The organism is Pseudomonas sp. Ost2, from assembly GCF_018326065.1.
Lineage (GTDB): Bacteria > Pseudomonadota > Gammaproteobacteria > Pseudomonadales > Pseudomonadaceae > Aquipseudomonas > Aquipseudomonas gingeri.
On record NZ_AP021904.1, the window covers coordinates 1,328,169 to 1,355,040 of the forward strand.

General features: G+C 63.9%; 24 protein-coding genes. 14 read left to right on the forward strand and 10 right to left on the reverse strand.

Annotation, left to right across the window (positions count from 1 at the left end):
• Nucleotides 1–3: 3 nt before the first annotated feature.
• Both KI243_RS05835 and KI243_RS05840 read right to left on the reverse strand, forming a co-directional pair.
• Nucleotides 4–432 (reverse strand): DNA polymerase III subunit chi, encoded by a 429-nt coding sequence (locus tag KI243_RS05835; RefSeq protein WP_017124087.1) that lies wholly within the window; start codon nucleotides 430–432, stop codon nucleotides 4–6.
• 58 nt (nucleotides 433–490) lie between these two features.
• A complete protein-coding gene (locus KI243_RS05840; protein ID WP_212810600.1) occupies nucleotides 491–1,981 on the reverse strand; it encodes a leucyl aminopeptidase in 1,491 nt (496 codons plus the stop codon).
• A 285-nt stretch (nucleotides 1,982–2,266) separates the two neighbouring features.
• Between KI243_RS05840 and lptF the strand changes: the two genes are divergently transcribed.
• The 9 genes from lptF (at nucleotide 2,267) to pdxJ (ending at nucleotide 10,807) form a co-directional block, all read left to right on the forward strand.
• Complete coding sequence (gene lptF / locus KI243_RS05845) at nucleotides 2,267–3,385, forward strand: LPS export ABC transporter permease LptF (protein WP_017124085.1); 1,119 nt, start codon at nucleotides 2,267–2,269, stop codon at nucleotides 3,383–3,385.
• A complete protein-coding gene (gene lptG / locus KI243_RS05850) occupies nucleotides 3,378–4,439 on the forward strand; it encodes an LPS export ABC transporter permease LptG (protein WP_177106883.1) in 1,062 nt (353 codons plus the stop codon). Before lptF ends, lptG begins: the two co-directional genes overlap by 8 nt.
• Before the next feature lie 171 nt (nucleotides 4,440–4,610).
• Entirely contained in the window at nucleotides 4,611–6,410 is a 1,800-nt protein-coding gene (lepA, locus tag KI243_RS05855; protein ID WP_042934511.1) for a translation elongation factor 4, read from the forward strand.
• A 5-nt stretch (nucleotides 6,411–6,415) separates the two neighbouring features.
• Nucleotides 6,416–7,270 (forward strand): signal peptidase I, encoded by an 855-nt coding sequence (gene lepB, locus KI243_RS05860; RefSeq protein WP_017124082.1) that lies wholly within the window; start codon nucleotides 6,416–6,418, stop codon nucleotides 7,268–7,270.
• A 66-nt stretch (nucleotides 7,271–7,336) separates the two neighbouring features.
• Nucleotides 7,337–7,714: a DUF4845 domain-containing protein gene (locus tag KI243_RS05865; protein WP_017124081.1), complete on the forward strand. Its 378-nt coding sequence runs from the start codon at nucleotides 7,337–7,339 to the stop codon at nucleotides 7,712–7,714.
• Nucleotides 7,711–8,400: a ribonuclease III gene (rnc, locus tag KI243_RS05870; RefSeq protein ID WP_017124080.1), complete on the forward strand. Its 690-nt coding sequence runs from the start codon at nucleotides 7,711–7,713 to the stop codon at nucleotides 8,398–8,400. Before KI243_RS05865 ends, rnc begins: the two co-directional genes overlap by 4 nt.
• Nucleotides 8,393–9,295 (forward strand): GTPase Era, encoded by a 903-nt coding sequence (gene era / locus KI243_RS05875; protein WP_017124079.1) that lies wholly within the window; start codon nucleotides 8,393–8,395, stop codon nucleotides 9,293–9,295. Before rnc ends, era begins: the two co-directional genes overlap by 8 nt.
• 24 nt (nucleotides 9,296–9,319) lie before the next feature.
• Nucleotides 9,320–10,009: a DNA repair protein RecO gene (gene recO, locus KI243_RS05880; RefSeq protein ID WP_017124078.1), complete on the forward strand. Its 690-nt coding sequence runs from the start codon at nucleotides 9,320–9,322 to the stop codon at nucleotides 10,007–10,009.
• A gap of 51 nt (nucleotides 10,010–10,060) precedes the next feature.
• Nucleotides 10,061–10,807 (forward strand): pyridoxine 5'-phosphate synthase, encoded by a 747-nt coding sequence (gene pdxJ, locus KI243_RS05885; protein ID WP_017124077.1) that lies wholly within the window; start codon nucleotides 10,061–10,063, stop codon nucleotides 10,805–10,807.
• Between the two features lie 148 nt (nucleotides 10,808–10,955).
• Here pdxJ and mltF read toward each other — a convergent pair whose 3' ends face one another.
• Nucleotides 10,956–12,416, reverse strand: a complete 1,461-nt coding sequence (gene mltF / locus KI243_RS05890; RefSeq protein ID WP_212810601.1) for a membrane-bound lytic murein transglycosylase MltF — start codon at nucleotides 12,414–12,416, stop codon at nucleotides 10,956–10,958.
• 287 nt (nucleotides 12,417–12,703) lie between these two features.
• On the opposite strand from mltF, the gene purL reads away from it, so the two are divergent.
• Together purL and KI243_RS05900 are read left to right on the forward strand one after the other, a co-directional pair.
• Nucleotides 12,704–16,600: a phosphoribosylformylglycinamidine synthase gene (gene purL / locus KI243_RS05895; RefSeq protein ID WP_212810602.1), complete on the forward strand. Its 3,897-nt coding sequence runs from the start codon at nucleotides 12,704–12,706 to the stop codon at nucleotides 16,598–16,600.
• 6 nt (nucleotides 16,601–16,606) lie between these two features.
• A complete protein-coding gene (locus KI243_RS05900; RefSeq protein WP_177106881.1) occupies nucleotides 16,607–16,918 on the forward strand; it encodes a YqfO family protein in 312 nt (103 codons plus the stop codon).
• Between the two features lie 15 nt (nucleotides 16,919–16,933).
• On the opposite strand, the gene nagE is transcribed toward KI243_RS05900, so the two are convergent.
• The 7 genes from nagE to KI243_RS05935 all read right to left on the reverse strand — a co-directional run bounded on the left by nagE (nucleotide 16,934) and on the right by KI243_RS05935 (nucleotide 25,304).
• The gene (gene nagE / locus KI243_RS05905; RefSeq protein ID WP_212810603.1) at nucleotides 16,934–18,613 is read right to left on the reverse strand and encodes an N-acetylglucosamine-specific PTS transporter subunit IIBC; all 1,680 of its coding nucleotides are present in this window, start codon (nucleotides 18,611–18,613) and stop codon (nucleotides 16,934–16,936) included.
• 23 nt (nucleotides 18,614–18,636) lie between these two features.
• A complete protein-coding gene (gene ptsP, locus KI243_RS05910) occupies nucleotides 18,637–21,153 on the reverse strand; it encodes a phosphoenolpyruvate--protein phosphotransferase (protein WP_212810604.1) in 2,517 nt (838 codons plus the stop codon).
• A 13-nt stretch (nucleotides 21,154–21,166) separates the two neighbouring features.
• Nucleotides 21,167–22,189, reverse strand: coding sequence for an SIS domain-containing protein (locus KI243_RS05915; RefSeq protein ID WP_212810605.1), 1,023 nt, complete (start codon nucleotides 22,187–22,189; stop codon nucleotides 21,167–21,169).
• Entirely contained in the window at nucleotides 22,170–23,276 is a 1,107-nt protein-coding gene (gene nagA, locus KI243_RS05920) for an N-acetylglucosamine-6-phosphate deacetylase (RefSeq protein WP_177108681.1), read from the reverse strand. Before nagA ends, KI243_RS05915 begins: the two co-directional genes overlap by 20 nt.
• Before the next feature lie 19 nt (nucleotides 23,277–23,295).
• Complete coding sequence (locus KI243_RS05925) at nucleotides 23,296–24,027, reverse strand: GntR family transcriptional regulator (RefSeq protein ID WP_177108682.1); 732 nt, start codon at nucleotides 24,025–24,027, stop codon at nucleotides 23,296–23,298.
• A gap of 180 nt (nucleotides 24,028–24,207) precedes the next feature.
• Nucleotides 24,208–24,711, reverse strand: coding sequence for a L,D-transpeptidase family protein (locus KI243_RS05930; RefSeq protein WP_017124069.1), 504 nt, complete (start codon nucleotides 24,709–24,711; stop codon nucleotides 24,208–24,210).
• Nucleotides 24,712–24,746: 35 nt separating this feature from the next.
• Entirely contained in the window at nucleotides 24,747–25,304 is a 558-nt protein-coding gene (locus KI243_RS05935; RefSeq protein WP_017124068.1) for an NUDIX hydrolase, read from the reverse strand.
• A 146-nt stretch (nucleotides 25,305–25,450) separates the two neighbouring features.
• On the opposite strand from KI243_RS05935, the gene KI243_RS05940 reads away from it, so the two are divergent.
• From KI243_RS05940 to KI243_RS05950, 3 genes are read left to right on the forward strand one after another with little or no spacing between them, the layout of a single operon-like run.
• Complete coding sequence (locus tag KI243_RS05940) at nucleotides 25,451–26,050, forward strand: CoA pyrophosphatase (protein WP_177085642.1); 600 nt, start codon at nucleotides 25,451–25,453, stop codon at nucleotides 26,048–26,050.
• A gap of 46 nt (nucleotides 26,051–26,096) precedes the next feature.
• Complete coding sequence (locus KI243_RS05945) at nucleotides 26,097–26,621, forward strand: gamma carbonic anhydrase family protein (RefSeq protein WP_017124066.1); 525 nt, start codon at nucleotides 26,097–26,099, stop codon at nucleotides 26,619–26,621.
• Nucleotides 26,618–26,827 (forward strand): DUF1289 domain-containing protein, encoded by a 210-nt coding sequence (locus KI243_RS05950; RefSeq protein WP_017124065.1) that lies wholly within the window; start codon nucleotides 26,618–26,620, stop codon nucleotides 26,825–26,827. Before KI243_RS05945 ends, KI243_RS05950 begins: the two co-directional genes overlap by 4 nt.
• The last annotated feature ends 45 nt before the right edge of the window (nucleotides 26,828–26,872 follow it).

Below are 26,872 nucleotides of genomic sequence, written 5' to 3' on the forward strand. Positions count from 1 at the left end.
TGCTCAAAGTCGCTGTAGACGGTGATCTTGCAGAGGATATCCCTGTTCGCGGTAGAAGCGGAAACTCTCCCGCGCCGCCTGGCGGATCGCCGGGTCTTCCACCACCACTTCCGCCACGCGGGCAAAACGCGAGGCAAAGGGCGGGACTTTCAAGTCCAGGTTCACCAGCAGGTCCTGATGAGGGCCGGGGTCTTCGCCCAGTCCCAGGACCACGCTGCCCTCGGGTTCGCTTTCCGCGGGGCCGTGGGGAACGAAGCTCTCGCCCTTGAAGCGCCACAGGCGGGCGTCCAGCTCATCGCGCTGGCCGGCATCGCTGCAGTGCAGATAGACCTTGTGCCCCAGGCGCCAGGCCTTTTCGGTCAGCTTGCAGGCGAAATCCAGCCGGGCTGAAGGATCAGGGCTGGGCAGAATATAGAAATCGACTTGGGTCATAGAGGTTCCTGAGCCACGGCGCCCTGCTCAGCGGAGGAGGGCGCCCTGGTCGCCGGCGTCAGGCCTTGGCGCGATCCAGCAGGTATTGGGTCAGCAGGGGCACCGGACGGCCGGTGGCGCCCTTGTCCTTGCCGCCGCTGGTCCAGGCGGTGCCGGCGATGTCCAGGTGGGCCCAGTTGAGGTTCTTGGTGAAGCGCGACAGGAAGCAGGCGGCGGTGATGGTGCCGGCCTTCGGCCCGCCGATGTTGGCGATGTCGGCGAACGGGCTGTCCAGTTGCTCCTGGTACTCATCGAACAGCGGCAGTTGCCAGGCGCGGTCGTCGGCCTGGCGGCCGGCGTTCAGCAGTTGCTCGATCAGCTCGTCGTTGTTGCCCAGCAGGCCCGAGGTGTGCGAGCCGAGGGCGACGATGCAGGCGCCGGTCAGGGTGGCGATATCGATCACCGCCTGGGGCTTGAAGCGTTCGGCGTAGGTCAGGGCGTCGCACAGCACCAGTCGGCCTTCGGCGTCGGTGTTGAGGATTTCCACGGTCTGGCCGCTCAGGGTGGTGACGATGTCGCCCGGACGGGTCGCGCCGCCGCTCGGCATGTTCTCGGCACAGGCCAGGATGCACACCAGGTTGATCGGCAGCTTCAGTTCCAGCACGGCCTGCAGCGTACCGAAGACACTGGCGGCACCGCCCATGTCGTACTTCATTTCATCCATGCCGGCGCCCGGCTTGAGGCTGATACCGCCGGTGTCGAAGGTGATGCCCTTGCCGACCAGGGCGAACGGCTTCTCGGATTTCTTGCCGCCGTTGTACTGCATGACGATCAGTCGTGGTGGCTGGTCGCTGCCCTGGCCCACGGCGTAGAACGAGCCCATGCCCAGTTCCTTGATCTTCTTCTCGTCGAAGATCTCGACCTTCAGGCCCTTGTGGGTCTTGCCCAGGTTCCTGGCCTGCTCGGCGAGGTAGCTCGGGTGGCAGATGTTCGGCGGGGTGTTGCCCAGGTCGCGGGTGAATGCCATGCCGTTGGCGATGGCCTTGGCGTGGGTCACGGCGCGTTCGACTTCGGCTTGCGCGGCCTTGATGGTGACCAGGGTGATTTTCTTCAGGGCACGCGGCTCGGCTTTCTGGCTCTTGTAGGCGTCGAAGCTGTACTCGCCATCCAGCAGGCTTTCCGCCAGCAGGCGGGTCTTGCCATAGCTGTCGCGACCCTTGACCACCAACTCGTCGAGGGCGAGCACGGCATCGCTGCCACCCAGGCCCTTGAGGGTGCCGAGGATGCCGGCGACGGTCTTGCGGAACGGCCGGTCGCCCAGCTCGGCGTCCTTGCCCACGCCCACCAGCAGCACGCGCTCGGCTTTCAGGTTCGGCAGGCTCTGCAACAGCAGGCTCTGGCCGACCTTGCCGGCCAGGTCGCCGCGCTTGAGGATGGCACTGATGGCGCCGCCAGTCAGTTCATCGACTTTCTGCGCGGCAGTACCGAGCTTGCGGCCTTCGCCGACAGCGAGTACCAGGGTGGCGGTTTTCAACGTTTCCGGGCTAACGCTTTTTACAACCAGTTCCATGTCTGGGTCCCTGAATAAAGGTCAGTGGGCGCGAAGCGAGGCTCTGCGCTGGGCGGCTTGGCAACGCGGTGGCGTGCAAGCGACAAAGGCGGCAGTTTGAACCTCGCCGCCCGCCGCTGACAACCCTGCGTTGCAGCTTTGCGTGCGTGGTTGAGCGTGCGCAGTGACAGGGGCGGCCAATCACAGGATAATGCGCCATCTTTTTAGACGGCTCTTGATGAGCTGACTCTATATGCTTGCTTGTTCGGCCGCCTTAGTTAGCCTGACAACCCTGGAGTGTCTGGTTTGATCGTCTTTCGTTATCTGTCTCGCGAAGTCCTGGTTACATTGAGTGCCGTCAGCGCCGTGCTGCTGGTGATCACCATGAGCGGGCGCTTCGTCAAATTCCTCGCCCAGGCCGCTTCGGGCGCCCTGGATCCGGGGGCGCTGTTCCTGATCATGGGCTTCCGCCTGCCCGGTTTCCTGCAGTTGATCCTGCCCTTGGGCCTGTTTCTCGGGATTCTGCTGGCCTACGGCCGGTTGTACCTGGAAAGCGAGATGACCGTGCTGTCCGCCACCGGCATGAGCCAGCAGCGCCTGCTCGGCATGACCATGGCGCCGGCCCTGCTGGTGGCCCTGCTGGTGGCCTGGTTGAGCCTGAGCCTGGCCCCCCAGGGCGCCTACCAGTTCCAGCTGGTGCTCAACAAGCAGGATGCCCTGACCGAATTCGATACCCTGGAGCCGGGGCGTTTCCAGGCGCTGAACGATGGATCGCGGATCACCTACACCGAGAAACTGTCGGATGACCGCACCCAGCTGGGCGGCGTGTTCATTTCCGAGAAACGTCTCGGCCAGGACAAGAAGGACCGTGGCATCTCGGTGCTGGTCGCCGATCACGGGCGCCTGGAAGTCAAGCCTGACGGCAACCGCTACCTGATTCTCGAGGACGGCTACCGCTATGACGGCAGCCCGGGACAGGCGGACTATCGGGCTATCAAATATGACACCTACGGCGTGCAGATGGAGAAACCCGAAATCAGCAACGAGGTGACCGACCGTGACGCCCTCGCGACCCGCGATCTGTGGGGCAGCAGCGAACGCAAGTCGATTGCCGAGCTGCAATGGCGCCTGTCCCTGCCGCTGCTGGTTTTTATCGTGACGCTCATGGCGGTGCCGCTGTCGCGGGTCAACCCGCGTCAGGGCCGTTTCCTCAAGCTGTTGCCGGCGATCCTGCTGTACATGGCGTACCTGACCATGCTGATTTCCGCCCGCGGTTCGCTGGAGAAGGGCCACCTGTCGCCGCTGCTCGGCTTGTGGTGGGTGCACGGATTGTTCCTGGTGATCGGCCTGGGACTGCTGTATTGGGAACCGTTGCGTTTGAAGCTGGCGAGTCGCCGCGACATGAAGGAGATGGCTCGTGGTTAAGCTCGACCGCTACATCGGCAGTACCGTATTCCTGGCGATCCTGGCGGTGCTCGGGATCATCCTGGGCCTGGCCTCGCTGTTCGCCTTTATCGACGAGATGGGCAATGTCAGCGACACCTACACCTGGGGCGATATCCTCAGCTTCGTGGTGCTGACGGCGCCTCGTCGCGTCTATGACATGTTGCCGATGGCCGGCCTGATCGGCTGCCTGATCGGCCTGGGCAGCCTGGCGAGCAACAGCGAACTGACCATCATGCGCGCGGCCGGCGTCTCCATCGGACGCATCGTCTGGGCGGTGATGAAACCGATGCTGGTGCTGATGATCGTCGGCGTGCTGGTCGGCGAGTATGTCGCGCCGGTCACCGAGAGCCAGGCCCAGGCCAACCGGGCGCTGGCCCAGGGTTCGGGCGATGCGCAGAGCTCCAAGCACGGCCTGTGGCACCGCCAGGGCGACGAATTCATCCATATCAACGCCGTGCAACCCAACGGCCTGCTCTATGGGGTGACCCGTTATCATTTCGACGAGCAGCGGCATCTGCTGTCGTCGAGCTTCGCCAAGCAGGCTCGCTTCGACAAGGATCACTGGAACCTGACGGATGTCACCACCACCTATTTCCGTGGCGATCACACCGAGGTCATCAACAGTCCGGAGGAGCTGTGGGGCGTGTCCCTCAGCCCGAACCTGCTGAGCACCGTGGTGATGGTGCCCGAAGCGCTGTCCATCAGCGGCCTGTGGGGCTACATCCATTACCTGGCGGACCAGGGGCTGGCCAATGGCCGTTACTGGTTGGCGTTCTGGGTCAAGATCCTGCAACCGCTGGTCACCGCCGCGCTGGTGCTGATGGCCATCTCGTTCATCTTCGGCCCCTTGCGTTCAGTGACCCTCGGCCAGCGGGTGTTCACCGGCGTGCTGGTGGGCTTCACCTTCCGTATCGCCCAGGACCTGCTGGGGCCGTCGAGCCTGGTGTTCGGCTTTTCGCCGCTGCTCGCGGTGCTGGTGCCGGCGGGGATCTGTGCGATTGCCGGGCTCTGGCTGCTGCGTCGAGCGGGATAAGGGCGACAAACACGCCTGGGTAACCCCGAAAAAAAGCCCCTGCCGACCAGCCGGGGCTTTTTTGTGCCGGTCGCCTTGCCTGTGAACGTGACGCCTAGGTCGCGCATCAGGTACAATTCCCGGCTATTTTTCGGCGGGCAGTCTGCCTGCAACCTTTTTGAGTGTTGACCCGTGAGTGATTTGAGTCATATCCGCAATTTCTCCATCATCGCCCACATTGACCATGGCAAGTCGACTCTGGCCGATCGCTTCATCCAGATGTGCGGCGGCCTTGCCGAACGCGAGATGGAAGCGCAGGTGCTGGATTCCATGGACCTCGAGCGCGAGCGCGGGATCACCATCAAGGCCCATAGCGTCACCTTGTACTACAAGGCCAAAGACGGCATCACCTATCAGCTGAACTTCATCGATACGCCGGGCCACGTCGACTTCACCTACGAAGTCAGCCGTTCCCTGGCGGCCTGTGAAGGTGCGCTGCTGGTGGTCGACGCCGGCCAGGGCGTCGAGGCCCAGTCGGTTGCCAACTGCTACACGGCGATCGAGCAGGGCCTGGAAGTCATGCCGGTGCTGAACAAGATCGACCTGCCGCAGGCCGAGCCGGAGCGGGTGAAGGAAGAGATCGAGAAGATCATCGGTATCGATGCCACCGACGCCGTCACCTGCAGCGCCAAGACCGGCCTGGGTGTCGATGAGGTGCTCGAGCGCCTGGTCGCCACCATTCCCGCGCCGACCGGCAATATCGAAGATCCGCTGCAGGCGTTGATCATCGACTCCTGGTTCGACAACTACCTGGGCGTCGTGTCCCTGGTGCGCGTGCGCCACGGCCGCGTGAAGAAGGGCGACAAGATCCTGGTCAAGTCCACCGGCAAGATGCACCTGGTGGACAGCGTCGGTGTGTTCAACCCCAAGCACACCGCCACCGTCGACCTGAAGGCCGGCGAAGTGGGCTTTATCATCGCCGGTATCAAGGACATCCACGGTGCGCCGGTGGGTGACACCCTGACCCTGAGCACCACCCCCGATGTCGACGTGCTGCCGGGCTTCAAACGCATCCAGCCGCAGGTCTACGCCGGTCTGTTCCCGGTCAGTTCCGACGATTTCGAAGACTTCCGCGAAGCCCTGCAAAAGCTCACGCTGAACGACTCCTCGCTGCAGTACACCCCGGAAAGTTCCGATGCCCTGGGCTTCGGCTTCCGTTGCGGGTTCCTCGGCATGCTGCACATGGAGATCATCCAGGAGCGCCTGGAGCGCGAGTACGACCTGGACCTGATCACCACGGCGCCGACGGTAATCTTCGAGCTCAAGCTCAAGAACGGCGAGACCATCTACGTCGACAACCCGTCCAAGCTGCCGGACCTGTCCGCCATCGAGGACATGCGCGAGCCGATCGTGCGGGCCAATATCCTGGTACCGCAGGAGCATCTGGGCAACGTCATTACACTGTGCATCGAAAAACGCGGGATCCAGCACGACATGCTGTTCCTCGGTTCCCAGGTGCAGGTGACCTACGACCTGCCGATGAACGAAGTGGTCCTGGACTTCTTCGATCGCCTGAAATCCACCAGCCGTGGCTATGCTTCGCTGGATTATCACTTCGATCGCTACCAGTCAGCTAATCTGGTCAAGCTGGATGTACTGATCAACGGTGAGAAGGTCGACGCCCTGGCGTTGATCGTGCATCGTGACAACGCGCACTACAAAGGGCGTGCGTTGACCGAGAAGATGAAAGAACTGATTCCTCGTCAGATGTTCGACGTTGCCATCCAGGCCGCCATTGGCGGGCAGATCGTGGCGCGGACAACCGTCAAGGCGCTCAGAAAGAACGTACTGGCCAAATGCTACGGTGGTGACGTTAGCCGTAAGCGCAAGCTGTTGGAAAAGCAGAAGGCCGGTAAGAAACGCATGAAGCAAGTAGGCAACGTGGAAATCCCACAGGAAGCCTTCCTTGCGGTGCTCAGGTTGGATAGTTAGGTCCTATGTCACTAAATTTCCCGCTGTTGCTGGTCATCGCCGTCGCCGTCTGCGGTCTGTTGGCGTTGCTCGATCTGGTCTTTCTGGCGCCACGCCGACGTGCGGCAATCTCCACCTACCAGGGCAGCGTCTCGCAGCCCGAGGCAGAAGTGGTCGAGAAGCTGAACAAGGAGCCTTTGCTGGTTGAATACGGCAAATCCTTCTTCCCGGTGCTGTTCATCGTGCTGGTACTGCGGTCGTTTCTGGTCGAGCCGTTCCAGATTCCGTCCGGCTCGATGAAGCCGACCCTGGATGTCGGTGATTTCATCCTGGTGAACAAGTTTTCCTACGGGATCCGTTTGCCGGTGATCGACAAGAAAGTGATCCCGGTCGGTGATCCGCAGCGCGGCGATGTGATGGTGTTTCGCTACCCGAGCGATCCGAACGTCAACTACATCAAGCGTGTAGTCGGTCTGCCGGGCGATGTGGTGCGTTACACCAGTGACAAGAAGCTGTTCGTCAACGGCGAGTCCGTGGCCGAGCAACTGGTGGGCAACGAGCCGGGCATGCTCGGCAGCGCCGAACTCTACAAAGAGAAGCTGGGCGCCGCTGAACACCTGATCCGCAAGGAGATGGGCCGTTATCGCGCGCCGCCTGACCACGAATGGAAAGTGCCGGCCGGGCACTACTTCATGATGGGCGACAACCGCGACAACTCCAATGACAGCCGCTACTGGGATGACCCCAGTATTCCCAAGGAACTGCTGGGCATGGTTCCCGACGAGAATATCGTCGGCAAGGCCTTCGCGGTCTGGATGAGCTGGCCTGATCCGAAATTCAGCCACCTGCCGAATTTCTCGCGGGTCGGCCTGATCAAGTAACCCAAGCGGCGCTGTTGAACACAGCGCCGAATGCTTTTCAGGTGCTTGAACACTATGAGAACAACCATGAAGTCCGCCGCTTCCCAGAAAGGTCTGTCGTTTTTCGGCTGGTTGCTGGCCCTGGCGCTGGTCGCCTTCGTCGCCAGTACGGCATTCAAGTTGATCCCGCATTACCTCGACTACATGTCGATGAAGAAAATCATCATGTCGGTGGAAACCGACAAGGCGGCGGGCGTCACCACCGTCAGCGACTTTTACACCCATGTTGCCCGCGGCATGCAGGTCAACAGTATTCAGGACGTGGATTTGAACAAAGCGTTAAGCGTGACGGTGGAGAACAACCGGTTCCTCGCCCATTTGAAATACGAGCAGCGTGATCCGCTGATCCAGAACATCGATCTGGTGGTCAAGTTCGACCACGAATTCAGCGTGGGTAAACCGTGACCGTGTCCTTGAGCCGTCTCGAGCGCCAGCTCGGCTATACCTTCAAGGACCAGGAGCTGATGGTCCTGGCCCTGACTCACCGCAGTTTTGCCGGGCGCAACAACGAGCGCCTGGAGTTTCTCGGTGACGCGATTCTCAACTTCGTTGCCGGCGAGGCGCTGTTCGACCGCTTCCCGCAGGCCCGCGAAGGCCAGTTGTCGCGTTTGCGCGCACGCCTGGTAAAAGGTGAAACACTGGCGGTCCTGGCCCGTGGTTTCGAATTGGGCGACTACCTGCGCCTGGGGTCCGGCGAGTTGAAGAGCGGCGGTTTCCGCCGTGAGTCGATCCTGGCCGATGCCCTGGAAGCGCTGATCGGCGCGATCTATCTCGACGCCGGCATGGAAATGGCCCGCGAGCGGGTGCTCGCCTGGTTGACCTCGGAGTTCGACAGCCTGACGCTGGTGGACACCAACAAGGACCCCAAGACCCGCCTGCAGGAGTTCCTGCAGTCGCGTGCCTGTGAACTGCCGCGTTACGAAGTGGTGGATATCCAGGGTGAACCGCATTGCCGGACGTTCTTCGTCGAGTGCGAAATCACCCTATTGAATGAAAAAAGCCGAGGACAGGGCGTGAGCCGTCGCATTGCCGAACAGGTAGCGGCCGCCGCAGCACTGATTGCCCTGGGCGTGGAGAATGGTAATGACTGATTCAATTGCAACACGCTGCGGCTACGTCGCCATCGTCGGCCGGCCGAACGTGGGCAAATCCACGCTGCTGAACCATATCCTCGGCCAGAAGCTCGCGATCACCTCGCGCAAGCCCCAGACCACCCGCCACAACATGCTCGGGATCAAGACCGAAGGCGCCATCCAGGCAATCTACGTCGACACGCCAGGCATGCACAAAGGTGGCGAGAAGGCGCTGAACCGCTACATGAACAAGACCGCCTCGGCGGCCCTGAAAGACGTCGACGTGGTGATCTTTGTCGTCGACCGCACCCGCTGGACCGAAGAGGACCAGATGGTCCTGGAGCGCATCCAGTACGTCGAAGGCCCGGTGATCGTCGCGCTGAACAAGACCGACCGGATCGAAGACAAGGCAGAGCTGATGCCGCATCTGACCTGGTTGCAGGAGCAGCTGCCGAACGCGCAGATCGTGCCGATCTCCGCCCAGCAAGGGCATAACCTGGATGCCCTGGAAGGCCTGATCGCCCAGCACCTGCCGGAAAACGAGCACTTCTTCCCGGAAGACCAGATCACCGATCGCAGCAGTCGTTTCCTCGCTGCGGAACTGGTGCGCGAGAAAATCATGCGCCAGCTGGGGGCGGAGCTGCCTTACCAGATCACCGTGGAAATCGAAGAGTTCAAGCAGCAGGGCAAGACCCTGCACATCCATGCGCTGATCCTCGTCGAACGTGACGGCCAGAAGAAGATCATCATTGGTGACAAGGGCGAGCGGATCAAGCGCATCGGCACCGAGGCACGCAAGGACATGGAGCTGCTGTTCGACTCCAAGATCATGCTCAACCTGTGGGTCAAGGTGAAGGGCGGCTGGTCCGACGACGAGCGGGCGCTACGCTCGCTGGGTTACGGCGATCTGTAACCAGGTCGTTTGAGGCTCGACGTCATGTCGGCTAACCCGCCTCCCGGCCAACCGGCCTACGTCCTGCACTCCCGCGCCTACCGCGAAAGCAGCGCGCTGGTGGATTTCATCACGCCACAAGGCCGGCTTCGCGCGGTGCTGCGCAGCGCGCGGGGCAAGGCCGGGACATTGGCGCGACCGTTCGTGCCCCTCGAGGTCGAGTTTCGTGGCCGGGGCGAGCTGAAGAATGTCGGGCGCATGGAAAGCGCCGGCGTCTCCACCTGGCTCAACGGCGAAGCGCTGTTCAGCGGCCTCTACCTCAACGAACTGCTGATTCGCCTGCTGCCCGCCGAAGACCCGCATCCGGCGGTCTTCGACCACTATGCCGCGACCTTGCTCGCCCTGGCCGAAGGCCGTCCCCTCGAACCCCTGCTGCGTTCCTTTGAGTGGCGGCTGCTCGATGACCTCGGCTACGGCTTTGCCCTGGACGTGGATGTCCATGGCGAACCGCTGGCAGCGGACGGCATGTACCGGCTGCAGGTGGATGCCGGCCTCGAGCGGGTCTACCTGTTGCAACCCGGGCTGTTCCAGGGCACCGAGCTGCTGGCCATGGCCGAAGCCGACTGGACCGCGGTCGGTGCCCTGTCGGCGGCCAAGCGCCTGATGCGCCAGGCGCTGGCGGTGCATCTGGGGGGTAAACCGCTGGTCAGTCGCGAGTTGTTTCGAAAGCCCTGAAATCCCCGTGTATGCTGTGGGCCGAATCTTCAACTGTTCAGGAGCCTTCCCGTGACCACCAGCACCCGCATTCTTCTCGGTGTGAATATCGACCACGTAGCCACCCTGCGTCAGGCCCGGGGCACGCGTTACCCCGACCCGGTCAAGGCCGCGCTGGACGCCGAAGAGGCGGGCGCCGATGGCATCACCGTGCACCTGCGTGAAGACCGCCGGCATATCCAGGAGCGTGACGTGCTGCTGCTCAAGGAGGTGCTGCAAACCCGCATGAACTTCGAAATGGGCGTGACCGAAGAGATGATGGCGTTCGCCGAGCGCATTCGTCCGGCCCATATCTGCCTGGTCCCGGAAACCCGCCAGGAACTGACCACCGAGGGTGGCCTGGATGTCGCCGGGCAGGAAGCGCGGATCAAGGCGGCGGTTGAGCGCCTGAGCAGGATCGGCAGCGAAGTGTCGCTGTTCATCGACGCCGATGAGCGGCAGATTGCCGCGTCCAAGCGGGTCGGCGCGCCGGCGATCGAATTGCACACCGGGCGTTATGCCGACGCCGAGACCCCGGCCGAAGTGGCCGAGGAACTCAAGCGCATCGCCGATGGCGTGGCCTTTGGCGTGTCCCAGGGGCTGATCGTCAATGCCGGACATGGCCTGCATTATCACAACGTCGAGGCGGTCGCGGCGATTCCGGGGATCAACGAACTGAACATCGGCCACGCACTGGTGGCCCATGCGCTGTTTGTCGGCTTCAAGGCGGCGGTGGTGGAGATGAAGGAATTGATCCTGGCGGCTGCGCCGAAGGCCTGACTGCCTGGCACGCTCCCACGGGAGGGTATGGGACAAACTGTGGGAGCCGGCTTGCCGGCGATAGCGATCTGATGGTCGACATCGTTGTTGCCCGATAAACCGCCATCGCTGGCAAGCCAGCTCCTACGAGGGCTGTGTTCGGCTCTGGCTATAGCTGTGACGGCTGTTCGGTCGGCTTGATCTTGTCCACGCCCGGTACGTGCAAGGCACCTTCGGCCACCTGGCTGCCTTCCAGCTGCGGCTGGGTCACCCAGGTGAGGATGTCGTAGTAGCGGCGGATGTTGGCGACGAAGTGCACCGGCTCGCCGCCGCGGGCGTAGCCGTAGCGGGTCTTGCTGTACCACTGCTTCTGCGCCAGGCGCGGCAGCATCTTCTTCACGTCCAGCCACTTGTTCGGATTCAGGCCTTCGTTCTCGGCCAGCTTGCGGGCGTCATCCAGGTGACCGCTGCCGACGTTGTAGGCGGCCAGCGCGAACCAGGTGCGATCCGGCTCCTCGATTTTCTCGTCGAGCTGGTCCTTCATGTAGGCCAGGTACTTGGCGCCGCCACTGATGCTCTGCCGGGCGTCCAGGCGGTTGGACACGCCCATGGCCTGGGCGGTGCTCTGGGTCAGCATCATCAGGCCGCGCACGCCGGTCTTGGAGGTGACGCTCGGTTGCCACAGCGATTCCTGGTAGCCGATGGCCGCGAGCAGGCGCCAGTCGACCTTTTCTTCCTTGGCCGAGGCCTGGAAGTGTTTCTCGTATTTGGGCAGGCGTTGCTGCAGGTGCTGGGCGAAGGTATAGGCGCCGACATACCCGAGGACATCGACGTGCCCGTAATAACGATCCTTCAGGCGTTGCAGGGTGCCGTTCTTCTGCACCTTGTCGAGGTAGGCGTTGATTTCGTTGAGCAGGCTGTTGTCTTCCCCCGGAGCCACCGCCCAGCGCTGGTTGCGGGCGTCGCCGAGGTCGAAGGCGACCCGCACGTTGGGGAAGTAGACCTGGTTCATCGCCACTTCGTTGGAATCCACCAGGGTCAGGTCGATCTGGCCCTCGTCGACCATGCGCAGTAGGTCGACCACTTCGACGGCGTCGGACTCTTCGTATTCTATTGCAGGATTCTGCTTTTTCAGTTCGGCCAGCTGTTCGGCGTGGGTGCTGCCCTTCAATACCGTGATGCGTTTGCCCACCAGGTCCGCCGGGGTGGTGGGGCGGGACTGGCCGTTACGGTAGATGACCTGCGGGGTGACTTCCAGGTAGGGATGGGAAAAGCGCGCCTGTTGCTTGCGCTGGTCGCTGCCGACCAGGCCGGCGGCCGCCAGCACCGGACCGTTGGGTTTGCCCAGTTGATTGAACAGGTCGTCGAGGTTGTCGGCGGTTTCGATCTCGAGCTTGACCCCCAGGTCATCGGCGAAGCGCTTGACCAGCTCGTATTCGAAGCCGGTTTCGCCGTTGCGATCCTGGAAGTAGGTGGCCGGACTGTTGCGGGTGATCACGCGCAGTACGCCATCCTCCTTTACGCGCTCGAGTGTGCTGGGTTTTTCAACACAGGCACCGAGCATCAGGAAGAGTCCGGTTGCGATGAGCCACTTGGCGCAGCGCGGGCGGAAAGCAGTTTGGGAAAACATGTGCGCAGTATACGCAAAGGACCTCGGCCGCCATATCTCGACAGATGGGTGCCGGTCTGCTAGAGAAACCCGGATAACGCTGGAAGCCTCAGGAATGGGGCCTGGCGCCGGGGAAACGGAGCAAAAATAACCGTTCCGGATGCCCTTGATGCCTATTAATAATAAGCAGGTCCCCCCGTACCGACGTCTGGCGCACGGCAAGCGTGCCGTTTCGGGTGCCGTCGCGGGCGGTTTAGGCTAGAATGCACGGCCTCAAAGCACACCCCCTTCCCGAGGCTGTCCCGAAGATGTTGATCCTGCGCGGTGCTCCTGCCCTTTCCGCCTTTCGCCACAGCAAACTACTCGAGCAACTGAGCCAGAAAGTTCCGGCTGTCAGTGGCTTGTATGCTGAGTTCGCCCATTTCGCCGAAGTCACCGGCGTTCTGACCGGCGATGAACAGCAAGTGCTGGCCCGTCTTCTGAAATACGGCCCGAGCGTGCCGGTTCAGGAGCCTACCGGTCGTCTGTTCCTGGTGTTGCCGCGTTTCGGCACCATTTCGCCCTGGTCGAGCAAGGCCAGCGACATCGCTCGCAACTGCGGCCTGGGGAAAATCCAGCGTCTGGAGCGCGGTATCGCGTTCTACGTGGCCGGCCAGTTCAGCGACACCGAAGCCGAGCTGATCAGCGCCAGCCTGCATGACCGCATGACCCAGATCGTGCTGGCCAACCTGGAACAGGCCGCCGGCCTGTTCAGCCATGCCGAGCCGAAGCCGCTGACGGCCGTGGATGTCCTCGGGGGCGGTCGCGCCGCGCTGGAAAAAGCCAACGTCGAGCTGGGCCTGGCCCTGGCCGAAGACGAAATCGATTACCTGGTGAATGCCTTCATCGGTCTCAAGCGCAACCCGCATGACATCGAACTGATGATGTTCGCCCAGGCCAACTCCGAGCATTGCCGTCACAAGATCTTCAACGCCAGTTGGGATATCGACGGCGAGAGCCAGGAAAAGAGCCTGTTCGGCATGATCAAGAACACCTACGTGATGCACAGCGAAGGTGTCCTGTCGGCCTACAAGGACAATGCCTCGGTGATCGTCGGCAATGTCGCCGGTCGCTTCTTCCCGGATCCAGAGACCCGCCAGTACGGCGCGGTGCAGGAGCCGGTGCACATCCTGATGAAAGTCGAGACCCACAACCACCCGACCGCGATCGCCCCGTTCCCGGGCGCCTCGACCGGTTCCGGTGGCGAGATCCGCGACGAAGGTGCAACCGGGCGCGGCGCCAAGCCGAAGGCCGGCCTCACCGGTTTCACCGTGTCCAACCTGCAGATCCCCGGCTTCGAGCAACCCTGGGAAGTGCCCTACGGCAAGCCCGAGCGCATCGTCACCGCGCTGGACATCATGATCGAAGGCCCGCTGGGCGGCGCCGCGTTCAACAACGAATTCGGTCGTCCGGCCCTGACCGGTTACTTCCGTACCTTCGAACAGTCCATCACCACCCCGCGTGGCGATGAAGTGCGCGGCTACCACAAGCCGATCATGCTGGCCGGCGGCATGGGTAACATCCGTGCCGAACACGTGCAGAAGGGCGAAATCACCGTTGGTTCCAAGCTGATCGTGCTTGGCGGCCCGGCGATGCTCATCGGCCTGGGCGGCGGCGCGGCATCCTCGATGGCCACCGGCACCAGCTCGGCGGACCTGGACTTCGCTTCGGTACAGCGCGAAAACCCGGAAATGGAACGCCGCTGCCAGGAAGTGATCGACCGCTGCTGGCAGCTGGGCGACAAGAACCCGATCAGCTTTATCCATGACGTCGGCGCGGGCGGCCTGTCCAACGCCTTCCCGGAACTGGTCAACGACGGCGACCGCGGTGGCCGTTTCGAACTGCGCAATATCCCCAACGACGAGCCGGGCATGGCCCCGCACGAAATCTGGAGCAACGAATCCCAGGAACGCTACGTCCTGGCGGTCGATGCGGCGGACTTCGAGCGCTTCAAGGCGATCTGCGAACGCGAGCGTTGCCCGTTCGCGGTGGTCGGTGAAGCCACTGCCGAACCGCAACTGACGGTCACCGATAGCCACTTCGGCAACAGCCCGGTGGACATGCCGCTCGAAGTGTTGCTGGGCAAGGCCCCGCGCATGCACCGTTCGGCCGTTCGCGAAACCGAGCTGGGCGACGATTTCGATCCGGGCAGCCTGGCGATTGCCGACTGCATCGAGCGCGTCCTGCACCACCCGGCCGTGGCGAGCAAGAGCTTCCTGATCACCATCGGCGACCGCACCATCACCGGCCTGGTTGCCCGCGACCAGATGGTCGGCCCGTGGCAGGTGCCGGTGGCTGACGTCGCCGTCACCGCCACCAGCTTCGACGTCTACACCGGTGAAGCCATGGCCATGGGCGAGCGTACGCCGCTGGCCCTGCTGAACGCCCCGGCCTCCGGGCGCATGGCGATCGGCGAGACCCTGACCAACCTGTCGGCCTCGCGCATCGGCAAGATCTCCGATATCAAGCTGTCGGCCAACTGGATGTCGGCCGCCGGTCATCCGGGTGAAGATGCCCGCCTGTACGACACCGTGAAAGCGGTCGGGATGGAGCTGTGCCCGGAATTGGGCATCACCATTCCAGTGGGCAAGGACTCGATGTCCATGGCCACCCGCTGGAAAGACGAGGGCGTCGACAAGAGCGTGACCTCGCCGTTGTCGCTGATCGTGACCGGCTTCGCGCCGGTGACCGATATCCGCAAGACCCTGACCCCTGAACTGCGCATGGACAAGGGCGTCACCGACCTGATCCTGATCGACCTGGGGCGTGGCCAGAACCGCATGGGCGCATCGATCCTCGCCCAGGTGCACGGCAAGCTCGGCAAGCATGCGCCGGACGTCGATGACGCGGAAGACCTCAAGGCCTTCTTCGCCGTGATCCAGGGCCTCAACGCCGACGGTCACCTGCTGGCCTACCACGACCGCTCCGATGGTGGCCTGCTGGTCAGCACCGTGGAGATGGCCTTCGCCGGCCACTGCGGCCTGAGCCTGAACCTCGACGGCGTGGCGGAAACCGCCGCCGATATCGCCGCGATCCTGTTCAACGAAGAGTTGGGCGCGGTGATCCAGGTGCGCCAGGACTCCACTCCGGACGTGCTGGCGCAGTTCAGCGCCGCGGGCCTGGGTGACTGCGTGTCGGTGATCGGCCAGCCGCTGAACAACGGCGAAGTCAGCATCACCTTCAACGGCGACACCGTGTTCACCGGCGAGCGTCGCCTGCTGCAACGCCAGTGGGCGGAAACCAGCTACCGGATCCAGCGCCTGCGCGACAACGCCAACTGTGCCGACCAGGAATTCGACGTCCTGCTGGACGAAGGCAATCCTGGCCTGAGCTACAAGACCAGCTTCGATGTGAACCAGGACATCGCCGCGCCGTACATCAAGAAAGGCATTCGTCCCCAGGTCGCGGTCCTGCGCGAGCAGGGCGTCAACGGCCAGGTGGAAATGGCGGCGGCGTTCGACCGTGCCGGCTTCAATGCCATCGACGTGCACATGAGCGATATCCTCGCCGGTCGTGTCGACCTGAACGAGTTCAAGGGCCTGGTCGCCTGCGGCGGCTTCTCCTACGGTGACGTCCTCGGCGCCGGTGAAGGCTGGGCCAAGTCGGCCCTGTTCAACGCCCGTGCCCGTGATGCCTTCCAGGGCTTCTTCGAGCGCAACGACAGCTTCACCCTCGGCGTGTGCAACGGTTGCCAGATGATGTCCAACCTGCACGAGCTGATTCCGGGCAGCGAATTCTGGCCGCACTTCGTGCGCAACCGCTCCGAGCAGTTCGAGGCGCGGGTGGCGATGGTGCAGATCCAGGAGTCGAACTCGATCTTCCTGCAGGGCATGGCCGGTTCGCGCATGCCGATCGCCATCGCCCACGGCGAGGGTTATGCCGAGTTCGAAAGCGAAGAAGCCTTGCTGCAAGCCGACCTGTCGGGTTGCGTGGCCATGCGCTTTGTCGACAACCATGGCAAGGTCACCGAAACCTACCCGGCCAACCCGAACGGTTCGCCGCGCGGGATCACCGGGCTGACCAGCCGTGACGGTCGCGTCATGATCATGATGCCGCACCCGGAGCGGGTGTTCCGTGCCGTGCAGAACTCCTGGCGTTCGGAAGACTGGAACGAAGACGCGCCATGGATGCGCATGTTCCGTAACGCGCGCGTCTGGGTTAACTAAGCGGCGATGTACAAGCTCAGCTTTTTCGTGCCGCCGAGCCATGTGGAGCAGGTCAAGAGCGCCGTATTCGCCGCCGGTGGCGGTCGGATCGGTGCCTATGACCACTGCGCCTGGCAGGTGCTGGGCCAGGGCCAGTTTCGCCCGTTGGACGGCAGCCAGCCGTTTCTCGGGCAAACCGGCGTGGTCGAGCAGGTGGCGGAATGGAAAGTCGAGCTGGTCGTGGAGAATGCCCTGATCGCAACCGTGGTCGCGGCCCTCAAGCAAAGCCATCCCTACGAGACGCCGGCCTATGAGGTCTGGCGTCTCGCCGATTTCTGATTCGACCCCCGTCCCTTATCGTCCCAGGGCGTTACCGAGAGCCTGGGCACGATCTCCCACCAGCAAATGCCACACCCCGTCTTCCAGCGGACTGATGCCCTGGCAGCCCAGTGCCTTGAGTGCCGTTTCCGACAATTGCCGGACATCTTCGAGTTGCACCCGCAGCCGCGTCTGGGCGACGCACTCCAGTGCCCGTACATTGGCTTTTCCGCCGAGTGCGGCAAGCCACTGCTGCAACTGTTCCCCGCTGATCTCGGTCGAGTCGACAGGCTCCGGCCCGCCCGGTGCGACTGTGCCTGAGCCCGTGGTCGGCAGCGCCAGGCGAATCTCGTCGGCGATACCGTCCGCCAGCGGCCCGACCACCACCTGCAGGCTGCCACCATGGCCGGGACGCACCACGGCCATGGCGCCGAGAGCCTTGAGATCGGCATCCACGGCCTTGTCGCGGTCCCGCAGTTCCACCCGCAGACGGGTGGTGCAGGCCCCGACCGTCACCAGGTTGGCGGCCCCGCCCAGGGCCTGGATATAGGCGGCTCCCCGCTGGTTTTCGCTGAGCACGCGGGTCGTCGCGGTGCTAGCGACAGGTTCGCGTCCCGGCGTTTTCAGGTCGAAGCGGCGGATGCAGAAATCGAACACGAAATAGTAGACCAGCGCATAGGCCAGTCCCACCGGCAGCACCAGCCAGCCGTTGGTGGACTTGCCCCAGCCCAGGGCCATGTCGATGGCACCACCGGAGAAGGTGAAGCCCAGGTGGATATTCAGCAGGTTGGTGATGGCCATCGACAGCCCGGTCAGCAGCGCATGCACCACATAGAGCATTGGCGCGAGGAACATGAAGGCGAATTCGATGGGCTCGGTGACGCCGGTCAGGAACGAGGTCAGGGCCATCGACAAGAAGATCCCGCCCATCAGCTTGCGGCGCTCGGGCAAGGCATTGCGATACATCGCCAGGCAGGCGGCGGGCAGGCCGAAGACCATCACCGGGAACATGCCGGTCATGAATTGCCCGGCCTTCGGGTCGCCGGCGAAATAGCGCGCCAGGTCGCCGGTGACCATGCGACCGGTGTCCGGATCGGTGAAGCTGCCGAAGACGAACCACATCATATTGTTGAGGATATGGTGCAGGCCGGTGACGATCAGCAGACGGTTGAAGACGCCGAAAATGAACGCGCCGATGCTGCCGCTTTCGACCATCAGCAGGCCAAGGCTGTTGATGCCGTTCTGGATCGGCGGCCAGACCAGGCCGAAGATCACCCCCAGGCCGACCGCGGAAAAGCCGGTGACGATCGGCACGAAGCGCCGCCCGCCGAAGAAGGCCAGGTACTCCGGCAGCTTGATGTCCTTGAAGCGGTTATACAGCGCACCGCCGAGCAGGCCGCTGATGATCCCCGCGAGCATGCCCATGTTGATGCTGGCGTCGAGCACCTTGAGCGTGGAGATCATCACCAGGTAGCCGATGGCGCCCGCCAGCCCGGCGGTGCCATTGTTGTCGCGGGCAAAACCCACGGCGATGCCGATGGCGAAGATCAGCGCCAGGTTGGCGAAGATGGTGTTGCCGGCATCGTGGATGATCGCGATGTTCAGCAGGTCGGTATCACCCAGGCGCAGCAGCAGGCCGGCGATCGGCAGGATGGCGATGGGGAGCATCAGTGCACGGCCGAGGCGTTGCAGGCCCTCGATAAACAACTGGTACATGGCGTGTCTCCTTATTGTTGTTATCAGCCCAGCGGCCAGTGGCGGCGGCAGGTTTCACGGACGCTGGCGGCACTGCCGAGCTGGAGCAGCGACTGGCTGATCCGGCGACATCCGGCGGCGTCGAGCTGGCGTACCCGTTCCTTGATCTCGCCGATCTGTGGCGGGCTCACGGACAGTTCGGTGACGCCCAGGCCGATCAGTACCGGCGTGGCCAGCGGGTCCGAGGCCAGCGCACCACAGACGCCGACCCAGCGTTGATGACGGGCCGCGCCGGCGCAGGTCTGGGCGATCAGGCGCAGCACCGCCGGGTGCAGGGCGTCGACCCGGGCGGCCAGGCCTGCGTGGTCGCGGTCCATGGCCAGGGTGTATTGCGACAGGTCGTTGGTGCCGATGGAGAGGAAGTCGGCGTGCTCAGCCAGCTGTTCGGCCAGCAGGGCGGCGGAAGGGACCTCGATCATCACCCCCAGCTCGGGACGTTCGACGATCCCCAGTTCGGCGGCCAGGGCGTCGAGGCGCTGGCGGATCTGCAGCAGTTCATCGACCTCGCTGATCATCGGCAGCAGGATCCGGCAGCGTTGCGGCGGGCTGACTTGCAGCAGCGCGCGCAGTTGCTGGTCGAGCAGCTCCGGTCGGGCCTGGGCCAGGCGGATGCCGCGCAGGCCGAGCACGGGATTGGCTTCCTGGGGCAGCGGCAGGTAGTCGAGCTGCTTGTCGCCACCGACATCGATGGTACGGATGATCACCGGCTTGTCGCCCATGGCATCGAGCACGCCCTGGTAGGCGTGGCGCTGTTCCTGTTCGTCGGGCGCGGTCTGGCGGTCGACGAAAAGAAACTCGGTGCGCAGCAGGCCGACGCCATCGGCCCCGCCTTGATGGGCTTCGCCGGCCTCATGGGCGGAGGCGACATTGGCCGCCACCTCGATGGACAGGCCGTCACGGGTCCGGGCCGCCGAATGGCTGTGTTCGCGCTGGCGCTGGCGTCGCAGTTGATGTTGCCAGTGGGCCAGGGCGACGCCTTCGAGGCGGGTACTGTCGGGGTTCAGTTCGAGGCGCCCGTGATCGGCATCGAGCACCACCTGCTGGTCGGGAGCGATCTCCAGCAGTCGCGGACCGAGGGCGACCAGGCAGGGCAGGCCCTTGCCCCGGGCGAGGATCGCCACGTGGGAGGTGGCGCCGCCGGCGGCCATGCACAGCCCGGCGACCTTCTGCTGGCTGATCAGCAGCAGGTCGGAAGGGGTCAGTTCCTGGGCGACGACAATCGAGCCTTCGGCCAGTTCGTAGTGCCAGGTCTCGCCGAGAAGGGCGCGCAATACCCGTTGGCGCAGGTCGTGCAAGTCGTTGGTGCGTTCGGCGAGCAGCGGGTTGTCCAGGTTCAACAGGACCTGGCACTGCGTTTCGATGGCCTGGCTCCAGGCATGGGTCGCCGCGTGGCCCTGTTCGATGGCCTGGCTGGCGGCATCGAGCAGGGCCGGGTCTTCGAGCAGGGCCAGGTGGGCGTTGAAGATCGCCTGCTCTGCGTGATCCTGGCGTCCGTTGGCCTGTTGCAGGGTGTCGTAGATCTCGGCGCGGACCTTTTCCAGCGCGATATCCAGGGCCTGCAGCTGTGCGTCGGCGATATGCCCACCGCTGTCGGGCGGCAACTGGATGGCTTGCAGGCGTGCGATGGGGCCGCTGACCAGTCCGGGAGCGGCGCAGACGCCGTGCAGCACGCCGGCCTCGGCCGGTTGGGCGGATGGGGCCGGACGGGCCGGGGGCGCATGATGTGGGTCGGCGGCCAACGGGGTTTGCAAGACCTGCAGCAGCGCCTGCAAGGCGGCTTCGCGGTCGGTGCCACGGCAACTGATTTCCACCCGGGCCTGTTCGGTGACGCCCAGGCCCATGATGCCGATCAGGCTGTCGAGGGAGGCGGAGCGCTCTCCCAGGTGGAGGCGCGCCTCGCAGTTGAAACCCTGCGCGGCCTGGCGCAGCAAGGCCGCCGGGCGCGCATGGAGGCCGCCAAGGTGGGCGACCCGGGCACTGCCACGGACTTCTTCGCTCGTCGTCCCGGCAAGCGTCGCCGCCTGGCGTCCGCTCTGGCGTGGCAGGACCCGCAGCAACGGCTCGCCGACCGTTACCGAATCGACGGGCAGCGCCCTCAGTTCGTAGTGTTCGCCGTTGGTCAGCACCAGCGGCGTCACCAGGCTTTTGCACTGGCGGGCGACCCGGTCGAGGTCGAAGCGCAGCAGGGCCTGGCCGGCACTGACCCTGGCACCTTCCGCGACCAGCAGGGCAAAGCCTTCGCCCTGCAGTTCGACGGTATCCAGGCCCAGGTGCAGCAACAGTTCGGCGCCGTTGTCGGCGCGCAGGGTCAGTGCGTGCAGCGTTCGCGCGACATGCAGGATCACCCCGGCACAGGGTGCATGCAGGGTGTCGTTGAGCGGGTCGATGGCGATGCCTTCGCCCATGGCGCCGCTGGCGAAGACCGCGTCGTCGATGCGGGTGAGTGGGAGCACGGGACCGCTGAGCGGTGCGCCGAGGGTGATCTCATTGTTGTTATGCATGGCGCTGTACTCGTCAGTGGGTACGGGTGACTTTGCTCAGGTGACGCGGTTGGTCGGGGTCCATGCCGCGGGCCACGGCCAGTCGGGCGGCCATCACATAGAAACTCTGGATCGCCAGGATCGGATCGAGGGCCGGATGCCCGGCGCAGGTCAGGTCCAGGTCGCGCTCGGCGATATCGGGTGGCGCGGCGAGCAGCACGCGGGCGCCGCGCTGGCGCATGTCGGCGGCGAGCTTGAGCAGTCCGGCCTGTTCCGCGCCCCGTGGGGCGAAGACCAGCAGGGGGTAGCCGGCGTCGATCAGGGCCATCGGGCCGTGGCGGACCTCGGCGCTGCTGAAGGCTTCGGCCTGGATCGCCGAGGTTTCCTTGAACTTCAGCGCGGCCTCCTGGGCAATGGCGAAGCCGGCGCCGCGACCGATCACCATCAGCCGCTCGCTACCGCGCAGCACGTCGATGGCCGCGCTCCAGTCCTGGGCCGCGGCCTGTTGCAGGCCGGCGGGCAGGGCCTGGCCGGCGTCGAGCAGGGCGCGATCCTGTTGCCAATGACCGAGCAGCCGGGCGCTGGCGCTGAGGGTGGCGATGAAACTCTTGGTGGCGGCGACGCTTTGCTCGGCCCCGGCCAGCAGCGGCACGGTGTATTCGCAGGCGGCCTCCAGGGGCGAGTCGGGGGAGTTGACCATGGCCACGCTGAGGGCTCCGCGTTCGCGCAGCAGGTGCAGGCTGTCGACCAGGTCCGGGCTTTGTCCGGACTGGGAAAAGGCGAACACCGCCTGGCCGCTGACGCGCAATGGCGAATGCCGCAGGGTGACCACCGACATCGGCAGCGAGGCCACCGGTACGCCGGTCTGCTGCATGGTCAGGTAGGCGAAGTAACTGGCGGCATGGTCGGAGCTGCCCCGGGCGACGGTCATCGCCACATGGGGCGGCTGGCGGCGCAGGCGGGCGGCGATGGCCTTCAGGCCATCGTCGAGTTGCTGCAACTGGCGGCTGACCGCCTCGTGGGAGGACAGTGCCTCTTCAAGCATTCTGGAAGTCAACGGCTTCTCCTTCGACCATTACCGAGGTCAGTGTCAACGAACGATCCAGGCGCACGCAGTCGGCCCAGGCTCCGGGCGCCAGGCGTCCGCGCTCTTCCAGGCCGAGGTAGTCGGCGGGGAACTGCGACAGGCGTTGCGAGGCTTCGGCGATGGGCAGGCCGATCTTCACCAGGTTGCGCAGGGCCTGGTCCATGGTCAGGGTGCTGCCGGCCAGGGTGCCGTCGGCCAGGCGTACGCCGCCCAGGCACTTGGTCACGGTGTGGCTGCCCAGCTTGTACTCGCCGTCCGGCATGCCGGCGGCGGCGGTCGAGTCGGTCACGCAATAGAGGCAGGGGATCGAGCGCAGGGCCACGCGCATCGCGCCCGGATGCACGTGCAGCAGGTCGGGGATCAGTTCGGCATAGCGGGCATGGGCCAGGGCGGCACCGACGATACCCGGCTCGCGGTGGTGCAACGGGCTCATGGCGTTGTACAGGTGGGTGAAGCTGGTGGCCCCGGCCTCGAGGGCGGCGACGCCTTCCTCGTAGCTGCCCAGGGTGTGGCCGATCTGCATGCGGATGCCGCGGCTGCTGAGGGCGCGGATCAACTGCGCGTGGCCGGCGATTTCCGGGGCGATGGTAATCACCCGGATCGGCGCGCGGCGCAGGTATTCATCGATTTCGGCGGCGATCGCCGTATGGGCGAAGTTCGGCTGGGCGCCGAGTTTGCCGGGATTGATGAACGGGCCTTCGAGGTGCACGCCGAGGACGCGGGCGGTGCCCGTCGGGCGCTGTTCGCAGTAATGGCCGAGCTGGCCGAGGATTTCGCCGATCTCCTCGGGCGGCGCGGTCATGGTCGTGGCCAGCAATGAGGTGGTGCCGAAGCGCAGGTGGGTGCGGGCGATGGTTTCGAAGGCGGCGCCACCCTCCATGATGTCCTTGCCGCCGCCACCGTGGACATGCAGGTCGATGAAACCGGGCAGCAGGTAGGGCAGGTCGTTGTCGGCCGGATCGCAGGGCGTGCCTTCGATACGTTGTACCTTGCCCGCCTGGTGTACCAGGCGGCCGCGGATCCAGCCTTGCGGGGTAAGGATGTTGTCTTCGGACATGGCAGGTTCTCTGGGGAAGCTAACGTCGCAGCTCTGCGACGAAGTCGTAGTAGTCGTTGCGGCAATAGGTGTCGGTCAGTTCGATGGGGGTGTTGTCTTCGAGGTAGCCGACACGGGTCATCAACAGCATCGCGGTACCGGGCTCGATACCCACCAGGGCGGCGAAGTCCGGCGAGGCATTGATCGCGCGGATATGTTGCAGGGCGCGGACCACCGGCCGACCGATACCGTCCAGGTATTCATAGAGCGAATCGCCGACCTGCTCCGGCTCGGGCAACAGCGCGGCGGGCAGGGTGCTCATCTCGATCGCCATCACCGTGTCGTCGGCCTTGCGCAGGCGCTTGAGGCGCGCCACCTTGTCGCTGGGGGACAGGGCCAGGCGGATCAGTTCTTCGTGGCTGGGCAGGGCGATATGGCGTTCCAGCCATTGCGAGCCGGGTACGAAGCCCTTGGAGCGAAGCATCTCGCTGAAGCTCGACAGACGTGACAACGGCTGTTCCAGGCGCGGGGTGATAAAGGTCCCGGAGCCCTGGCTGCGGCGGATCAGACCCTGTTCGAAGAGGACTTCCAGGGCTTTGCGGGCCGTCACCCGGGAGATACTCAGCAGTTCGCTCAGGTTGCGTTCCGAGGGCAATGCCTGTTCGGCTTTCCATTGGCCGGCATGTATGGCGGCTTCCAGGTTGCGCGCCAGTTGCAGGTACAACGGCGTAGGCTGGGACTCGTCGGGACGCAGTGCGAGTATCTTGTTCATGTAGGATTTCCGATGCGGTTATTAGAGGTTTTTCGCTCGGGTAGTGGCATCAAGCTAATACCACTTGAATACCATGTCAATGCCACTGGTATTCTTCGAGCGCAATAAAAAGCCCGGCATGGGGTGCATGCCGGGCATTCGGGGTTGCAGTGGTATCAGGGTGGTTGGGTGAAAGGCGCTTCAGGGGCGGATTTCCACCAGGGTGCCGTCCTTGACCAGGTTCCACACTTCACGCATGTCGACGTTGCGCATGCCGACGCAGCCGTCGGTCCAGTCCAGGGTATGCAGCCACTGCTCCGGGTAGTCCTCGGAGTCCGGCGTGCCGTGGATCATGATCATGCTGCCGGGATTGACGCCTTCGCGACGGGCGCGTGCGGCATCGCTGATATTCGGGTAGGAAATGTGCATGGACAGGTTGAATTTGTCGCTGGTCTTGCGCCAGTCGATCCAGTAGAAACCTTCCGGCGTACGACGATCGCCTTCTATCAGTTTCTGCCCCTTGGGGTTCCTGCCCAGGGAGATGCGGTAGGTCTTCAGGGGCTTGCCGTCGCTGATCAGTTGCAACTGGTGGGCGGACTTGAGGACCAGGACCTTTTCAATCATTCGACCTTGCAGTGGGTCGGCGGCGGAAGCCTGGGACAGCGCGGCAAACGACAGGCAGAAAACGGCAAGCAACCAACGCATTGAAACGGTATCCCTGAATAAAGTGGCGTAGCGGATTATTTGGGGTCGGCCGCTTTCGGCATCATCGGCGGCACGGCTTCGCTGCGCACCGGGAACTGTTGTGTGAGGCGGTCGGCGAAGAAGCATTCTAAGGTACGTCCGACCGTCCTGAAAGCCAGCTCGGACCAGGGGATCTCGTGTTCTTCGAACAGCCGTACCTCCAGGCTCTCGGTGCCGGCGCGGAAGTCCAGGTCGGCCAGCTCGGCGCGGTAGAACACATGGACCTGATTGATATGCGGTACATCGATCAGCGTGTAGATGCTCAGGTTGCGCACGCGGGCATAAGCCTCTTCGAAGGTTTCCCGGCGGGCGGCGTCCTCGACGGTCTCGCCGTTTTCCATGAAGCCGGCCGGCAAGGTCCAGAACCCCAGGCGCGGTTCGATGGCGCGGCGGCAGAGCAGCACCTGGCTGCCCCAGACCGGCAGGCAGCCGGCGACGATATTGGGATTCTGGTAATGAATGGTCTGGCAGTGATCGCAGACAAAGCGCAGGCGCGTGTCGCCCTCGGGAATGCGTTGACTGACCGGTTTACCGCATTGGCTGCAGAACTTCATGCTGGATTCTCTGGGTGGCGCGCCTATCTTCGCGTGGTCGGTCACCTGTCGGCAAGTTGTGCTTTCGCGACATGCATCGGTTGAGGGGTTGGGCGACCTGTCGGTTTGGTGCATGATGCAGGGTAAGTCAGAAATCGAGATCAGCCATGCTGGATGAGCTACTTCGACGTGTCAGCAACCATACCCCACGCCCCCTGGAAACGGATCGACGTTTTCCCGAGGCTGCGGTACTGGTGCCGATCACGCGCAGTGACGAGCCGGAGCTGGTGCTGACCCTGCGGGCCAGCGGTCTTTCGACCCATGGTGGCGAGGTCGCGTTTCCCGGTGGCCGCCGCGATCCCGAAGACCCCGACCTGGTCTTCACCGCCCTGCGCGAGGCGCAGGAAGAGATCGGCCTGGCGCCCGGGCTGGTGGAGATCATCGGTCCGCTCAGCCCGTTGATCTCCCTGCATGGGATCAAGGTAACGCCCTATGTCGGCGTGGTCCCGGACTTTGTCGAATACCAGGCCAACGATGCCGAGATCGCTGCGGTGTTCAACGTGCCGCTGGAATTCTTCCGCCAGGACCCGCGTGAACACACTCATCGCATCGATTATCAGGGCCGCAGCTGGTATGTGCCCAGTTATCGCTATGGTGAATACAAGATCTGGGGGCTCACGGCGATCATGATCGTCGAGTTGATCAATCTGCTGTATGACGCCAAGATCAGCCTGCACAAGCCGCCCGAGCGGTTTATCAATATTTGAGCCATCGTCGGTATGGCGTTCTGCCCCGAGCCGTGAGGACTACCGTATGAAATACCGCCTGGGCGACTTTCGCGTCGAAGCCCATCCACAGAGCTGGGTGGCACCCAATGCCGTACTGGTGGGCAAGGTCAAGCTGGAAGAGGGCGCCAACGTCTGGTTCAACGCCGTGTTGCGCGGTGACAACGAGCTGATCCTGATCGGGCGCGACAGCAACGTCCAGGACGGTACGGTCATGCACACCGACATGGGCTATCCGCTGACCATCGGTACCGGCGTGACCATCGGCCATAACGCCATGCTGCACGGCTGTACCGTCGGCGACTACAGCCTGATCGGCATCAACGCGGTGATTCTCAATGGCGCGAAGATCGGCAGGAACTGCATCATCGGCGCCAATTCGCTGATCGGCGAAGGCAAGGAAATTCCCGACGGTTCGCTGGTGATGGGCTCGCCGGGCAAGGTGGTGCGTGAGCTGACCGAGCCGCAGAAGAAGATGCTCGAGGCCAGTGCCGCCCACTATGTACACAATTCCCGGCGTTACGCCCGCGACCTGCAGGAAGACCTGGAATGACCACGCCGGAGCGTCCGGTGGCCTCGCCCTGCGTGAGTATCTGCGCGCTGGACGAGCAGGATATCTGCACCGGTTGCCAGCGCACGGTCGAGGAAATCACCCGCTGGAGCCGGATGGATAACGCCGAGCGTCGCGAAGTGCTCGGGCGTTGCCATGAGCGGGCCAAGTCCAGCGGGCTGCTGTGGATGCTGGGGACGAAGGGCTGATTCGGGTCCTGGCTGTGACCCTCCTGGCGCTTTGCGGTAATCTGT